The organism is Pseudomonas sp. C11, from assembly GCF_034683865.1.
In the GTDB taxonomy this organism is placed as follows: Bacteria; Pseudomonadota; Gammaproteobacteria; order Pseudomonadales; family Pseudomonadaceae; genus Aquipseudomonas.
The window spans coordinates 130,462-146,030 of record NZ_JAWIIP010000003.1; the positions used below are offsets into that span (position 1 = coordinate 130,462).

Here is a 15,569-nt window from a genome sequence, read left to right on the forward strand (position 1 = left end):
CCTCTCGGCAGCACCCTCGCCTTCCGTCTGCTCGACAGCGCTGCGAGTGAACGGCACTGGCATCTGTATAAAAAACCAGTAAAACTTCGCAGCATGCTCAGCCTCGACGCCCCCGAACTCTATTACCTGGCCAACTTCCGCAAAGCCCTCGCCTGGCTCGACGCCCATCACCGCGACCTGATGGACGACGCCGAACGCGCCTTCGTCGTGGATTTCCCTCAGCTGCCCCTGCCCGCTCAGGCGCTGCTGGTGCGCCTGGTGATGCGCAAGGGCGTGCACTTTCGCGTGAGCAAACTGCGCTACGCCGAGATCGGTGATATCCCGACCGCTGCCGCGCCCTTGCTTGAACTGGGCTGGCTGATCGATTGCGCCGCGCTGAGCTTCGACGAACTCGGTGCCCTGCTGCTCAAGGACGAACTGGCCACGCACTTCGCCAACGACCTGCCGCTCGGGGCGCTGAAGAAAAGCGCAGTGCTCGACCATCTGCGTGAGCTGCATATCGAACCACGCAGCCTGGCCGACTGGTGCCCTAATCTGCACGAGTGCCTGCTGAGCCTGGCCATCGGCCCGTTGTGCGACCGCCTGCGCCTGATGTTTTTCGGCAACCTCGCGCAGGACTGGTCGGAGTTCGTGCTCGCCGACTTGGGCATCTTCCGCTACGAGCAGGTGCCCATCACCCCCGGCTCGCGCGGCTTTCGCCATCGCCAGGACGTCGACGACTACCTGCACCTGCGCGCCTGCCGTGAGGCCTTCGACGCCGGCATGGCGGTCACCGAGGTGCTGCAGCAGCTCGGCGATTTCAGCAGCGACAGCGCCCATATCAGCGAGCGTCACCAGCGCCTGCTGCTGCAACTGGCGCAGCATCTGGAACGCGCCGGCGAGCTGGACTCGGCCCTGGCGCTGTACCGCGACACCCGCGCGGTGGGCTCGCGGCAACGGCAGATTCGCGTGCTGGAGCGCCTGGGCCAGGATGCCGAGGCGCTGAACCTGGCCGAACAGGTGCTCGCGGCGCCGCACAACGCCGAAGAAGCGCAACTGGCCGAACGAGCCCGCACGCGCCTGCGCAAACGCCTCGGTCTACCAGCCGCGACCAAGGCGGCGAAGCTGATCGAGGATCGCCTCGACCTGCGCCTGCCGCGCGCTGCCAGCGTCGAGCTGGCTGTGGCCATGCACTTGGCAGAACCCGATGCACCCGTGCATTACGTGGAGAACACGCTGATCTGCGGGCTGTTCGGCCTGCTCTGCTGGGAGGCGATCTTCGCCCCGCTGCCCGGCGCCTTTTTCCATCCCTTCCACACTGGCCCGGTTGACCTGCACCGAGCTGACTTCCACGCCCGCCGCGCTCCACTGTTCGCCGCCTGCCTGGCGCGTCTGGAGGACGGCAGCTACCTCGACGCCATGCGCCGCACGCACGCCGAGAAGTTCGGTATCCAGTCGCCCTTCGTGTTCTGGGAACTGCTCGACGCCGAACGCCTGGAACAGGCATTGGCCTGCCTGCCACCGCAGCACCTGGGTGCCTGGTTCCGCCGCCTGCTGGCCGATATTCGCGAGAACCGCGCCGGCATGCCTGATCTGATCCAGTTCTGGCCCAGTGAGGGCAGCTACCGGATGATCGAGGTAAAAGGCCCCGGCGACCGCCTGCAGGACAACCAGAAACGCTGGCTGGCCTTCTGCGCCGAGCACGGCATGCCGGTCAGCGTGTGCTACGTGGAGTGGAGCGATTGAACCTGCGTGTCGCCGTGCGCGAGCTGTGCGAGTTCACCGCCAAGGAAGGTGACCTCGACCTGCGCTTCACCCCCTCGCCTACCGCGCAGGAAGGCATGGCCGGGCACGCCACAGTGGTGGCTCGGCGCGGCCCGGATTACGTGGCCGAGCTGCCACTGATCGGCCAGTTCGAGGGGCTGACGGTCAGTGGCCGCGCCGATGGTTTCGACCCCGAGTTTCGCCTGCTGGAAGAGATCAAGACCCACCGTGGCGACATCTCGCGCATCCCTGCCAACCACCGCCTGCTGCACTGGGCGCAGGTAAAGATCTACGGCTGGCTGCTGTGCCAGGAGCTGGGCTTCGAGGAACTGGATCTGGCGGTGGTGTACTTCAACGTCATGACCCAGCAGGAAACGGTTTTCCGCGAACGCCACAGCGCCGCATCGCTGGGCGAGTTCTTCGCCCTGCACTGCCGCCGCTATATCGACTGGGCACGGCAGGAACAGGCGCACCTGCAGGCGCGCAATCAGGCGCTGGAGAGCTTGAGCTTCCCCTACGGCGAATTTCGCCATGGCCAACGGCAACTGGCCGAGGCCGTATACCGCGCCGCGCGCGACGGCCATTATCTGCTGGCGCAGGCCACCACCGGCATCGGCAAGACCCTCGGCACCCTGTTCCCGCAACTCAAGGCCATGCCTGGCCAACAGCTCGATCGCCTGTTCTTCCTCAGCGCCAAGACGCCGGGCCGGCGCCTGGCGCTGGATGCCCTGCGACGCCTGCGCGAACCCGAGACGCCGCTGCGCGTGCTGGAACACGTGGCCCGCGACAAGGCCTGCGAACACCCGAGCAAGGCCTGCCATGGCGACTCCTGCCCGCTGGCCAAGGGCTTCTACGACCGCCTGCCGGCGGCACGCAGCGCGGCGCTCAAGGAACGCTGGCTGGATCAGCAGGCCGTGCGCAATATCGCCATCGCCCACGGCGTGTGCCCCTACTACCTGAGCCAGGAGCTGTGCCGCTGGAGCGACGTGGTGGTATGCGACTACAACTACTACTTCGACCTCGGCGCCCTGCTGCACAGCCTCACCCTGATCAACCAGTGGCGCGTCTGCCTGTTGGTGGACGAAGCGCACAACCTGGTGGAGCGCGGACGCGGCATGTACAGCGCCGAGCTGGATCAGGCGCGCTTCAAGGCCATGTGCCGCGACGCACCGAAACGCCTGAAAAGCGTGCTGGATCGGGTCGACCGCCACTGGGATCAACTGCACCGCGAGCAGGAAGTGCCCTATCAGGTCTACCCGCTGGCGCCGGATTTGTTGCTCGCCGCGCTGGGCAAGGCGGTCAGCGCCATCACCGACCTGCTCACCGACCAGCCCGAAGGCAATGGCGGCGAGCTGCTCAGCTTTTACATGGACGCCATGCTGTTCTGCCGCCTGGCGGAAAGCTTCGGCCCGCACTCGCTGTTCGATATCAACCGCGACGACGCTGGCAATGGGCGAAGTTATTCGACCCTGTGCATCCGCAATATCCTGCCGGCGCCCTTCCTCGGCCCGCGCTTCGAGGATGCCCACAGCGCCACGCTGTTCTCCGCCACCCTCAGCCCCAGCCACTACTACCTCGACCTGCTCGGCCTGCCGGAAGAGACCCAGTGCCTGGACGTGGCCTCGCCCTTCAGCGCCGAACAACTGCACGTACAGGTGGTACGCAACCTGTCCACCCGCTACCAGCACCGCGACGCCTCGCTGGCGCCGATCTGCCAGTTGATGGCACACCAATACGCCGAACGCCCCGGCAACTACCTGGCCTTCTTCAGCAGCTATCAATATCTGGAACAGGTGCTGCAGGCGCTGCGCCGCGAGCACCCGCAGATTCCGGTATGGACGCAATCCCGGCAGATGGACGAAGCGGCGCGCCAGGGCTTTATCGAGCGCTTCCAGATTGGCGGGCGCGGCATCGGCTTCGCCGTACTCGGCGGGGTTTTCGGCGAAGGCGTCGACCTGCCGGGCGAACGCCTGATCGGCGCCTTCGTCGCCACCCTCGGCCTGGCCCAGCTCAACCCGATCAACGAAGAAATCCGCCAACGCATGGACAGCCTGTTCGGTAATGGCTACGACTACACCTACCTCTACCCTGGCCTGCAGAAAGTCGTGCAAGCCGCCGGCCGGGTGATCCGTACACCGGAAGACCAAGGCGTGCTCTACCTGATCGACGACCGCTTCGCCCGCCCGGAAGTCCGCAAACTTCTGCCGAGCTGGTGGCAGGTTGAGCTGCTGCGCTTGCCGCTCAAAGCCCCCACCCCCGAACCGCAGCCTGACCTGTAGGAGCGGCTGGGCGGCATTCCGTTTTATCCGCGATCATTGCGGCTCAAGGATCGTAGAGCCGTAGCCTGGGTAGAGCGAAGCGAAACCCAGGAACCACAGACGATGGGTTTCGCGGTGCTCTACCCATCCTGTGCGACTTGCTTATAATAATTAAATAAACACCTTTCGCCACACTTAGTGGATCCGCAAAAACTACGCTTTTGCTAGCCCACTACCTTAAACGCTATGTATATCCAGGAGATATTACGTGACAAAGGATCTGTTCAACTTATTCATGGCCGTTCTCTACATTGTCTTGATTGCAGGGGCTGGCATATTTCTCTCATGGATGACGATTCAGAAGCGAAAGAATAAAGAACGAATGCGCGCAAACGTCGTGAAAAAGTTGACAGCAAACGTCACACTGTCCGCCAAGGACATAATCCACATCGGTCGTGGCTACGAACTCTCTCCACAGAGCAGTCGCGACGTGGTCTTCAAACTGCATGCTGATATTGATGACCCTGCAGCCTTTTCTACACTGAAAGCCTTGGTAGCGGAGATTGAAAAAGAAGAACCGTTTGATGAGCTTCCCGATGAAGTAAAACCATCACTCTCTCGTCTTTCAAAGCTAATAGAGCAATCAAACGATAACGCTGACAAGCATATCTTGCTGCCCGTAACAACAACCCTAACCAAATATGTTGAACTGAAGGCCGAGCAAGAAAAGGCAAAGAAGCAAACCAATCGGGCATACGTCATAACCATCATTAGCTTCGTAGTTGGCGCGATAAGCTTTTACTTCACTCTTAAGTCACCTTCTGAGACCGACATCAAAAAGGCAATGGAGCAAGTGTTATCTGAGCAAGTGGCTCGAACAACCACTCCCAACGATGGATGAAAAAAGAGTCATCCACCCTACGATTTAATTGGGGCGTAGGGTGGACAACGCGAAGCTTGTCCACCCTTGGCTGGGTAGAGAAGGATTTAGCAGCTCTCTATCCATCTTACGCGACTAAAGCCCGTTCATTAGCTTAGCGTCAGGTAAAAAATGGTTCGAGATCACCTTTTTGAAATAGCAACAAAATTCCGAAAAGCCATTGAGTCTTTACCGTTTGACAAGAAACTAGACGGCTTAAAGGAATTTCCCATTGGGGCTTGTGGTGATACGGCTTTTTTACTCGGCGCGTACCTGAACGATCTTGGCATAGAAGGCTTTCATTATGTATGCGGCACAAAAGGTAGTCATGCGAACAACACTTGGCTCACCCACGCTTGGCTACAAAAGGGAGACTTGGTTATTGATATAACGGCTGACCAATTCACAGACATTACAACAGCAATAGTAATTGCGGAACGTTCAACATGGCATGCTACTTTCAGAACGGATAGCCCTACCGAATCAGACTTCCGGCATAGAAAACACGGAATGGATGGTTTCATGAGCACTTACAAAGCCATTTTATGGGAAATAAAAAAACAACAAACCTGAGCAAGCAAGTAGCCCGGATAACCACTCCCAACGGCGGATGAAAAAAGCGTCATCCACCCTACGGTAAATCGTAGCGCAGGGTGGGCAACGCGAAGCTTGTCCACCGTTTCACTTATAAGAAAAGGTGACTATAGAAAAGGTGACTAGAAAAGGTGACAGATTTATTTAGCGCACCTCTCACCCCTCACCTCAAGGAAAGACAATACGCAACCATGGACTACAACCCCTACCTCGATACCGAAGAACAGCATGACTATGAGTTCAACTGCCCGTTATGCAATGAACAAAACAGCATCAGCGACCCCGGCACTCTTTCTGCCTGCACACATTGCAAAGCGCCCTTGTCGTCCAATGCCAAGCAGGCATTCACCGTAGGGCTTGCGTTTGCGGTTACATTATTTGCCTGCGGCCTTCTAGCCCAGTGGTTCACAGCCGAAGAATTTTCTGCCGAATTGGTAGCTCTATCCGTACCCCTGGCTTACTCCATGGGTAGATACCTGTACCACAGTCGAATCGTCGTAACACCAATCCTGCTGGAGCAAACTGCGCCGCAAAAAGCCAAAGTCGTACGCAATAAAAAATCCAGGCGCGCCAAAAAATAGCCTTAAGATCAAGCAGTGCCTTTTTCATACCCATACGGTTTCAAACACCAGCTCACTCAAGCGAAAGTCGGCACCAGCACGGACACGACCATGAATGGACTCTCTCTATCACTCGCCCTCCTCCTTATCTCCACCACAGTCTTTGCCGCCAATGAAGACGCTGATCCCTGCAATGCTCAAGGTGGAGGCGTTATGGCCGGTTATGCCTGCGTTGCCCAGAAATACAAGGTCGCTGATGACCAGCTCAACGCCGAGTACAAGAAAGCCATCCAGCGCACGGAGGACGAGCAAACCGCATTGCGCAAACACTGGCCGAATATGGAACTGGTCAGCTTGCTCCGCTCCGCACAGCGGACATGGCTGAAATTCAGAGATGCCGAGTGTCAGTTCACGGGGATGTCCTCGACTCCCTCGCCTTGGCAGGGCGTGCAGATCGAGGAGTGCAAACTGCAAATGACCATCGACCGCACGGAATACCTGAAAGGCGTTCATTCAGGCTGAAGATGGGACTACCCTCCCTACACCTTGCCTATACCACCAGAACGACGAAGGCGCCCAAACGGGCGCCTTCAGTCGGAGCAGGTGTTGCAGGGCCGATCAGGCAGTGCGGTTAACACCAACACGATCTGCACCATCTGCAGCTACGCGATTCACTCCGACACGATCAGCACCGCCTTCAGCTACGCGGTTGGCACCGACGCGGTCTGCGCCATCGGCGGCTACGCGATTCACGCCGACACGGTCAGCACCACCTTCAGCGACACGATTAGCACCGACACGGTCAGCGCCGCCTTCAGCTAAGCGGTTGGCACCAACATGGTCAGCACCGTCTTCAGCGACGACGGGGGCAGCGGTGGATTGAGCGGTGACCTGCGGCAAAGCGAAAGCGCTGGTGGACAGGGCGGCGATAACAAGGCTGGCGAGGATTTGCTTTTTCATGATCAGGCTCCTGGATGAGGCTGGTAAGTGGCTACGGAACCTATGCTACTCGCATTAAATCGATTAAAAAGCGCAAATAAATAAACAAAATAATCAACTTTATAGATATATAAGGAAATGCCCAAACGCCACTTCGCCTGCCTGGGCGACAGGGCTCGGTGCCAAGGATGCATTTGAGGTTGCTTCAGAACTTCATGGCTGAAACGGAATGCCGTCCATCCGCTCCCAAGATGACCGCTCGGACTGTGGGAGGCGCTTCAGCGGCGAGTCGCGGCTGAAGCCCCTCCCACAAGGCATCACGTAGCCTGGGTAGAGCACAGCGAAACCCGGGAAATCAGAGATGATGGGTTTCGCGGCGCGCTACCTACGCAGCTAAACAGCCCAGAAGCTTCGCGGCTAAAGCCGCTCCTACAAAAGGCAGATACGCGTAGAGCAATCTAGGCGGGCAAGGCCAGGCGCACTTCCACTCCGCCGTCGATATTGCCGATATGCAGTTCCCCACCATGCAGCTCGGCCACTTCCTGCACGAAGTTGAGGCCCAGCCCGGTGCTCTTGCGGCCACCGTTGGGGCGCGGCAGGGAGTAGAAGCGTTCGGTCAGCCGTGCCAGGGCGTAGTCGGGGATGGCTTCGCCCTGGTTGAACAGACGCAGGATGATGCGCTCGCCCTGGCGTTCGGCGGTGATGCGGATAAGTCCGCCGGGCGGGGTAAAGTCCAGGGCGTTGTCCAGCAGGTTAGCCAGGGCCTGGCGCAGCAAGAAGCGCTCGCCACGCAGGTTCAGCCCGGGCGGCAGTGCCTGTTCGATCTGCAGATTGGCGGCGGTGATGCGCGCCTGCTGCGCTTGCAGCAGTTCGTCCACCAGTGGCGCCAGCGGCACCGCCACGCGCTCTTCCAGCCCCTGGCGTTGCTCCACCTGGGCCAGGTGCAGCAGGCGTTCGATGAGGTTCTGCAGACGCGCGCTTTCCTGCTGGATATTGGCCACGAAGCGCTGGCGCTGGTCGGTAGGCATGTCGCTGTCGAGCAGTTCGGCGGCGCCACGGATGGCCGCCAGCGGGCTTTTCAGCTCGTGGGTCAGAGTGTGCACGTAGCGCTCGACATAGGCCTTGCCTTCCAGCTCGGTACGCATACGCTCCACCGCCTGCGCCAGTTGCCCCAGCTCGCCGCCACGAACCTTGGGCGCCTCGGCGCGCTGGCCTTCGCTGACCGCCTGGGCGTAGCGGGTGAGCTTGCCCAGCGCGGCGCTGAGCCACCAGGACAGTGCCGCGCCGATCAGCAGGCCAAGGCCGATCAGCCCGGCGCCGAGCCAGCTCAGGCGATTCTGCGAGCGTTCGATATAGGGCTGCAGCGTGCGGTTGGGCTTAGCCACCGAGACCACGCCGATGATCCGCTCGCCGTCTCTGATCGGCGCGGCCACGTACATCACCGAAGAGTCGGGATCGTTCGGGTCTTCACGGGTCGAGCGCGCACCATACTGGCCACGCAGGGTCAGCAGTACATCGTTCCAGCGCGAGTAGTCCTGGCCAATGGCCTGGCCGGTGGAGTCGAGCAGGACGATGCCCTTGTCGTCGGTGACGTAGATGCGGTGATTGACCTCGGCCTTGGTCAGGCCCCAGATGGTCGCCTGCGGCTGACGCCGCCCATAGGCCTCCAACGCCTCGTTCAGGCGCCCCTGGCCGAGGGTGCCGGCCTTGACCTGGTCGCGCAGGATCTCGGCCAGCAGGTTGGCGGTGTCGACCAGGGTTTCCTCGGTGCTCTGGCGCACACCGGGGCGGATCTCGTCCATCACGGTGCTCAGCACGAACCAGCCGGACAGCCCGACGAAGAGGAAGTAGACGAGGAAGATGCGTACGCCGAGCGGCATGAGTCAGCTCTCCGGCTCGAAGCTATAACCCAGGCCGCGATGGGTCTGGATCGGCTCTTCGCGCGGGGCGATGGCGCGCAGCTTAGCGCGCACGCTCTTGATATGGCTGTCGATATTGCGTTCGTAGCCGGCCTCGCTGGCCACGCCGAGAGCATCGAGCAATTGCTCGCGGGAATAGACGCGGCGCGGCTGGCCGAGCAAGGTGCGCAGCAGGCGGAATTCGTGGCGGGTCAGGCTCAGCGCCTGGCCGTGGTAGTGAATACGAAAGGCCGCCTCATCGATCTGGAAGAGGCTCGGTGCTGGCGCCTCTGCAGTATCACGGGGCAGCACACGCCGCAGAATGACCTTGACCCGCGCCGCCACCTCACGCGGGCTGAAGGGTTTGACCACGTAGTCGTCGGCGCCGATTTCCAGGCCCACCACGCGGTCGATTTCCTCGCTGCGTGCGGTGAGGAAGATCACCGGCACCTCGGAGAAACGGCGCAGGCGCTTGCACACTTCGAAGCCGCTGATATCGGGCAGGCCGACATCGAGAATGGCCAGGTCGAAGGCGCCGTTTTCCAGCAACGTCAGGGCTTCGCCACCCAGGCTCGTCCAGTGCGTGACGAAGCCTTCGGCCTGCAGGGCGTAGACCAGCGTATCGGCAATCGCGGCTTCGTCTTCGACTATGAGTATCTGCGGCATGGGGCATCCTGCACCTTTGGGCGACGGCAGGAGACTGCCGAGGGCGGGATCAGGCGTCAAGCAGGCAATGGAACGTAGACCGGGTGAAATTCGCCGGGGGGCTGTTGGCGGGTTGCACCCGCCCTACAGGGGCGACCGGGGCGGAGCCGCTAAGGGCGGGATCAGGCATCAAGCGGGCAATGGAACGTAGACCGGGTGAAATCCGCCGGGGGGCTGTTGGCGGGTTGCACCCGCCCTACGGGATGCTGAGGAAGAGATCAGGCAGACAAGGGACGTAGGGCGGGTGAAACCCGCCGAAGCGCCGTAGGCAGGGCGCCCCCCCTTAGTGCTCGCCGCGAATGTACTGCTCCAGCTGGCGGATCAGGTCGGCCTGTTCGGCGATGGTTTCCTTGACCAGGTCACCGATGGACAGCAGGCCGATCAGTTCGCCTTCGGCCAGTACCGGCAGGTGGCGCAAACGGCGCTCGGTCATCAGTTCCATGCAGTGCTGCAGGTTGTCGCGCGGGCCGACGGTGATCACGTCGCGGGTCATGATCTCGCTGACCTTGGCGTTGAGCATGGAGCGCTCGGCCAGGGCCACCTTGCGCACGTAGTCGCGCTCACTGACGATGCCCACCAGGCGCCCGCCGGACATCACCACCAGAGCGCCGATGCCCTTCTCCGCCATGATGCGCAGGCCGTCGAGCAACGAATCGTTGGCATCGATGCTATGCAGAAAGGCGTTGGGCTTGGTTCGGAGAATCTCGGCGACCGTTTTCATGCTAGGGCTCCCAGTGGTTAGAGCTGTTTTTTAGCAGACTTCGACCGCCCGGTCACTCAGTCGAGGCGGAAACGCCCGGTGTTCTGTGCCAAGCCCTCGCTGCCGCGCTGCAACTGTTCCGCCGCCTGGCTGACCGCCTGAGCACCTTCGAGCAGTTGGCCGGCGGCCTGATCGACCTGCTGGATATTGCCGCTGACCTCGTCGGCGGTGGCCGCCTGCTGCTCGGCAGCGGTGGCGATCTGTGCCAAACGGTCGCTGACGCGCTGCACCGAGTCGACGATGCGCTGCAGCTCGTCGCCCATGGCGAGTACGCTGCCAATGTCGCCATCGGCCTGGCTGCAGGCGTCCTCCATCAGCGTCACCGACTGACCGACCACGCGTTGCAGATTGTCGACGGTCTGGGCGATTTCCTGGGTCGAGTCCTGGGTGCGCTTGGACAACGAGCGCACTTCGTCGGCGACCACGGCGAAGCCACGCCCAGCCTCGCCCGCCCGCGCGGCCTCGATGGCGGCATTGAGCGCCAGCAGGTTGGTCTGCTCGGCGATGCCCTTGATCACCTCCACCACGCGGTTGATCTGCTGGGTTTGGTCGCGCAGTTGCTGCAGCGCCGTAGCGCTGTCGCCAAGGCGGCGGCTGAGCTGACGCATGCTGGCGCTGGTGCGTTCGCTGCGCTGGCTGCTGCCGAGCGCCACTTCGCGCGTTTGCTGGGCCTCCATCGCCGCCTGTTCGCAGCTTTGCGCGACGCCCTGGGCGGTGGCGGCCATCTGCGTGGCAGCCGTGGCGATCTGGCTCATCTGCGCCTGCTGTTGCTCGACAGCATCCAGCGAGTCGCGCGCCTGGCTACCGAGCAGGTGGACGGTGCCGTCGAGCTGCTGACTCTCCCGGTTGACGCCTTGCAAGGAGTCACGCATCTGCTCCACGGCGATGTTCAGTGCCTGGGCAATCGCAGCCAGGTCGTCACGCCCGGCGACGTGCATGCGCACGCGCAGATCGCCGTCACGCAGCCCGCGTGCGGCGTCGATGATGGTACGCGTGCCCTGGCGGATCGAGGTATTGAGGCACAGCAGTACGTAGAGGGCGATCAGGGTGAGCACGCCGAAGGCGCCGATCACCTCGATCATCTGCGACAGGGCGCGTTGCCGGTAAACACCGAGGCTGTCGGAGAATTGCTGGTAGAGCGCCTGTTGCAGGGCTTGCAGTTGCGTTTCCAGCGCCATTTCGCGCTGCACGAACTGCTCGGGCGTCAGCGCCATGGGGCTGGCCTCGAACATGTCCCGGTCGATCTGCGCCAGGAAATCGTCGAAGGCCTTCAGCGCCGTGTCGAACGGAGCGCTCAATTGCTGCATGGTCTGAGGTGCCTCGCGCGACAGCGTGGTCTGCGCCTTGATCAGTTGCGCCCGCTGTTCATCCAGACCGCGCCGCAGATCGCGAATCAGCACGCGGCTCTGCAGGGTGAAGTGCTGCGCGACCACTGCACCATGGCCCTGTGCGGCAAAGGTGCCAAGCTGCTCGAGCAGGCGCGGCATGATATAGGTGACCTGCTCCATCATCAGGTAGGTATCGAGGCGCGGATCGAGGATCAGGGTGCTATCGGTCGCCACCTGTTCACGCAGGGCGATCAGCGTCAGCAGCGTCTTCTGGTAGCGCTCCAGCGCGTCGGGCAATGCCAGGCTCGCCAGGGCGTTGACGCGCAGCCCCTCGCGACTGCTCTGCAGCCCCTGGAAGTGCTGGCGCGCCTCGTCGCTGATCAGGCTGCTCTGCAATGGTTCGCCCGCTGCCTGCAAGGCTTTGTCGAGCTCGCCTTCGCGTTCTCGCAGCAGACCTTCGGCAGCTTTCTCGGTGCCTCTCCAACGTGCCAGCAGGGTGCGCTGGGTAACCAGCTCCTGCTGTACCTGGGCCATGCGCTGCAACGCCTGCGCACCTTCGAGCTCATTGTCTATCGACTGCAAACGCCCCAGGTAGTCGCTGCTGATGATCCACAGGGCGTAGCCCAGCGGCAGCGCGAACAAAAGAAACACCACCTGAAACTTGCGGGCAAAACTGAAACGCTGGAATAGCCTTACACCCGGCTCGAGTACTCCCGTCATCACGACACCTCAGCAACCTGTTGGGCCTAGCGGCCTGGCGGACAAATGCAGCTAGCAAGAAACAGGCCCGCAGTTACCGTTCAAGGTGGCGAAAGGGAGGCGGACACTCGGCAGGAGTGTACTGGCCATTGCGTATCAGGCTTTTCTGAAATGCGACAATTTGCTCAGCATTGCGGACGATCACGGGTGTAGCGTGCCGCCGGATCGACCGCCACGCCGAACTCACGCATGGCGCTGGCGCCAATCAGCAGGGGATAGCTGAAGGTGCTGCGGTCGGTCAGATTGACTTCGATATTGCGTTGTTCACCGCCCAGGCAGACCGGCATTTCGATCACCGGCCGCTGGGAATAGGCGACCTCCTGAGTCCCGGCCTGGTCACCCTCTTCCGTGCGTTTCTTGATCTCGGCGATACGCACCAGCGGGTGTTCGTACAGGGTGTCCTGCGCACCGTCCACCGCCAGGCGAAAGCGCACCCAGTCCTGGCCATCGCGCTCGAACGGTTCGATATCCGTGGCCGACAAAGAGGCGGTCATGGCGCCGGTGTCCATCTTGGCCTTGAGGGTCTTGCCGAGGGCAGGCAGGGTAACCAGCTCGTAGCGGCCATAGAGATCGGGTTGTTCGTCGGCCAGAGTCGGCAGGCTGACAGCAGCGGCCAGCAGAAGCAGGGCATGTTTCAAGGATCGATCCTCTCGCTTGGGTTGACCGAGAGTCGGACTGCACCGGGCCCGCCATGTTCCGGCACAAGCGTTACAACATGCTGCTAGCGCCCCCGGCCATTGAGCTCCATCCCCGTCCACAACTCGTCCAGGCCCTCGAACCCCCATTCCTGCGCCGACTCGCGGCCGACGATGCGATCCTGGTCGGTGATCTTGCTCAGGTCGACTACCGTCTGCTTCAGCGGCAGGCGCGACTTGGCCGAGAAGAACACCTTGACCCTGGGCGCCAGCAGCGCCTTGGGGTTCTGCTCCATGACCACCGCCAGCCGTCCGCTCTGCAGGCGCACCAGCGCGCCCACCGGGTAGATGCCGACCGTCTTGACGAAGGCCTGGAATACCAGCTCGTCGAAATGCCCCTTCCACTCGGCCATCTTGCGGATCGACTCGGCCGGATCCCAGCCCTGCTTGTAGGGCCGGTTGGACGTGATGGCGTCGTACACGTCGCAGACCGCGCCCATCTTCGCCAACAGGCTGATCTGCTCACCCTGCAGGTGATGCGGGTAGCCGCTGCCGTCGACCTTCTCGTGGTGGTGCAGGCAGACATCGAGCACCAGGGCGCTGACCTGTTTGCTGGCGATCAGAATACTGCCGCCCTCCTCCGGGTGCTTGCGCACCGTGGCGAACTCGCTGTCGGTGAGCTTGCCTGGCTTGTCCAGCAGCTCCTGAGGTATCGCCATCTTGCCGATGTCATGCAGCAGGCCGGCCAGCCCAGCTTCACGCACCGCCGCCTCGGGCAGCCCGAGCTGACGCGCCAGGGCGATCATCAGCGCACACACGGCCACCGAATGCATGTAGGTGTATTCGTCGCTGTGCTTGAGCCGAGCCAGGCTGATCAGGGCATTGGGATGACGCATCACCGACAGGGAGATTTCCTCGACCAGCGATTCGGCCTGCTCGAACTGCAGTGCCTGGCCCATGCGCGCATCGCTGAACATCTGCACCACAGCCTGCTTGGAGCGCGCGCAGAGCTTCACCGCCTGCTCCAGCTCCTGCTCCATGGACAGGCGCTTGACCACCGGAGGCGCCACGGCCGCCATCAGGCGGGCCTCGGCTTCGCACTCAACCTCGGCTGCGGTGGCGGCCTGTACCCCGGCCGCGACGTCGGCGCCCTTGCTGACATCGATCCACAGCTCGCTGATGGCACTGTCGCGGATGCGTGCCAGATCCTTGTCGGAGTCGAGGAGAAACTTGGATTTCCAGAACGGATGATCCATCCAGGAGCCGCAGAATTCCTGAATGAACATACCGACCCGCAGATCGGCTACGGCGATCCTTTTGAGCATTGAATGTACACCGGCAAAGAGAACCAACCGTCCGTGGCAAACATGATGTCGCTGTAACGAGTTTTGGCACATCGGCCCCGGCCTGGCAATACGCCATTGAGCCCGACTTTGAGTCATGCGCCACGCTTGCATAAGATGGACGCTCAATGCCTGCCATGGAGTCGACATGCGCCCTCTGCTGACCGGCCTCGCCACCCTCGTTCTGCTGCTCGTCAACACCCTGATCCTGATCGGCCCGCTGCTGTTGATCGCCCTTGCCAAGTTCGTGCTGCCGGGGCAGTCGGCACGTGATACCTGCTCGCGCGGGGTGATGTGGGTCGCCGAGTTCTGGGCCGAGAACTGCAAGCGCATCTTCGCCCTGCTCACCCCGACGCACTGGGACATTCGCGGCAACGCCGAGCTGCGTAGCGACCGTTCTTATCTGGTGATCAGCAACCACCAGTCCTGGGTCGACATCCCGGCGCTGGTGCAGGCGTTCAACCGCAAGACGCCCTACTTCAAGTTCTTTCTCAAGCAGCAACTGATCTGGGTACCCTTCCTCGGCCTGGCCTTCTGGGCGCTCGACTACCCCTTCATGAAACGCTACTCCAAGGCCTTTCTGCAGAAGAACCCGCATATGCAGGGTAAGGATCTGGAGATCACCAAGGCTGCCTGCGAGAAGTTCAAGCGCCTGCCGGTCACCGTGGTCAACTACCTGGAAGGCACCCGCTTCACCCCGGCCAAGCAGGCTCAGCAGCAATCGCCTTACCGCTATCTGCTCAAGCCCAAGGCCGGCGGTGTGGCCTTCGTTCTCGCCGCGCTGGGCGAACAGATCGACGCCGTGCTCGACGTCACGCTGGTCTATCCCGAGGGCAAGCCTCCTGGCTTCTGGGCATTGCTCAGCGGTCAGGTGGGCAAGGTGATCGTCGATATCCAGACTCGCAGCCTGGCCCCCGAACTGTGGCAGGGCGACTACCAGAACGACCCGGTATTTCGTCAGTACATGCAGGACTGGGTCACTCAGCTCTGGCAGGAGAAGGACGCGCGCATCGCGCAGTTACGTACGGAAAACGCTCGCTGAGGCTCCGCGTCGTTCGGTTTTCCGAATGCCATACGCCCAGTCAGTCGGCCGGGCGAACACGCGGTCGCCTTCAACCTTTTTAAAAG

General features: G+C 61.8%; 14 protein-coding genes. 7 read left to right on the forward strand and 7 right to left on the reverse strand.

The window, feature by feature from the left end:
• The first annotated feature begins 93 nt into the window (after nucleotides 1–93).
• The 6 genes from VC352_RS06680 (at nucleotide 94) to VC352_RS06705 (ending at nucleotide 6,596) form a co-directional block, all read left to right on the forward strand.
• Nucleotides 94–1,725 (forward strand): VRR-NUC domain-containing protein, encoded by a 1,632-nt coding sequence (locus VC352_RS06680; RefSeq protein ID WP_322978800.1) that lies wholly within the window; start codon nucleotides 94–96, stop codon nucleotides 1,723–1,725.
• Nucleotides 1,722–4,022 (forward strand): ATP-dependent DNA helicase, encoded by a 2,301-nt coding sequence (locus VC352_RS06685; RefSeq protein WP_322978801.1) that lies wholly within the window; start codon nucleotides 1,722–1,724, stop codon nucleotides 4,020–4,022. Before VC352_RS06680 ends, VC352_RS06685 begins: the two co-directional genes overlap by 4 nt.
• Before the next feature lie 247 nt (nucleotides 4,023–4,269).
• Nucleotides 4,270–4,902, forward strand: a complete 633-nt coding sequence (locus VC352_RS06690; protein WP_322978802.1) for a hypothetical protein — start codon at nucleotides 4,270–4,272, stop codon at nucleotides 4,900–4,902.
• Nucleotides 4,903–5,052: 150 nt separating this feature from the next.
• A complete protein-coding gene (locus tag VC352_RS06695; RefSeq protein ID WP_322978803.1) occupies nucleotides 5,053–5,493 on the forward strand; it encodes a hypothetical protein in 441 nt (146 codons plus the stop codon).
• Nucleotides 5,494–5,705: 212 nt separating this feature from the next.
• On the forward strand, nucleotides 5,706–6,095 hold the full coding sequence (locus tag VC352_RS06700; RefSeq protein ID WP_322978804.1) for a hypothetical protein: 390 nt from the start codon (nucleotides 5,706–5,708) through the stop codon (nucleotides 6,093–6,095).
• A 90-nt stretch (nucleotides 6,096–6,185) separates the two neighbouring features.
• Nucleotides 6,186–6,596 (forward strand): lysozyme inhibitor LprI family protein, encoded by a 411-nt coding sequence (locus VC352_RS06705; RefSeq protein ID WP_322978805.1) that lies wholly within the window; start codon nucleotides 6,186–6,188, stop codon nucleotides 6,594–6,596.
• A 96-nt stretch (nucleotides 6,597–6,692) separates the two neighbouring features.
• Here the strand turns inward: VC352_RS06705 and VC352_RS06710 are convergent, their stop codons facing one another.
• The 7 genes from VC352_RS06710 to VC352_RS06740 all read right to left on the reverse strand — a co-directional run bounded on the left by VC352_RS06710 (nucleotide 6,693) and on the right by VC352_RS06740 (nucleotide 14,423).
• A complete protein-coding gene (locus VC352_RS06710; RefSeq protein ID WP_322978806.1) occupies nucleotides 6,693–7,034 on the reverse strand; it encodes a phage infection protein in 342 nt (113 codons plus the stop codon).
• Nucleotides 7,035–7,471: 437 nt separating this feature from the next.
• Complete coding sequence (creC, locus tag VC352_RS06715; RefSeq protein WP_322978807.1) at nucleotides 7,472–8,893, reverse strand: two-component system sensor histidine kinase CreC; 1,422 nt, start codon at nucleotides 8,891–8,893, stop codon at nucleotides 7,472–7,474.
• Nucleotides 8,894–8,896: 3 nt separating this feature from the next.
• Nucleotides 8,897–9,577: a two-component system response regulator CreB gene (gene creB / locus VC352_RS06720; protein ID WP_322978808.1), complete on the reverse strand. Its 681-nt coding sequence runs from the start codon at nucleotides 9,575–9,577 to the stop codon at nucleotides 8,897–8,899.
• Between the two features lie 322 nt (nucleotides 9,578–9,899).
• Nucleotides 9,900–10,337, reverse strand: coding sequence for a CBS domain-containing protein (locus VC352_RS06725; RefSeq protein WP_322978809.1), 438 nt, complete (start codon nucleotides 10,335–10,337; stop codon nucleotides 9,900–9,902).
• Between the two features lie 56 nt (nucleotides 10,338–10,393).
• On the reverse strand, nucleotides 10,394–12,424 hold the full coding sequence (locus VC352_RS06730; RefSeq protein WP_322978810.1) for a methyl-accepting chemotaxis protein: 2,031 nt from the start codon (nucleotides 12,422–12,424) through the stop codon (nucleotides 10,394–10,396).
• A gap of 164 nt (nucleotides 12,425–12,588) precedes the next feature.
• Nucleotides 12,589–13,101, reverse strand: coding sequence for an ATP-dependent zinc protease (locus VC352_RS06735; protein WP_322978811.1), 513 nt, complete (start codon nucleotides 13,099–13,101; stop codon nucleotides 12,589–12,591).
• 83 nt (nucleotides 13,102–13,184) lie between these two features.
• A complete protein-coding gene (locus VC352_RS06740; RefSeq protein WP_322978812.1) occupies nucleotides 13,185–14,423 on the reverse strand; it encodes an HD-GYP domain-containing protein in 1,239 nt (412 codons plus the stop codon).
• 166 nt (nucleotides 14,424–14,589) lie between these two features.
• On the opposite strand from VC352_RS06740, the gene VC352_RS06745 reads away from it, so the two are divergent.
• Complete coding sequence (locus tag VC352_RS06745; protein ID WP_322978813.1) at nucleotides 14,590–15,483, forward strand: acyltransferase; 894 nt, start codon at nucleotides 14,590–14,592, stop codon at nucleotides 15,481–15,483.
• Nucleotides 15,484–15,569: the final 86 nt, after the last annotated feature.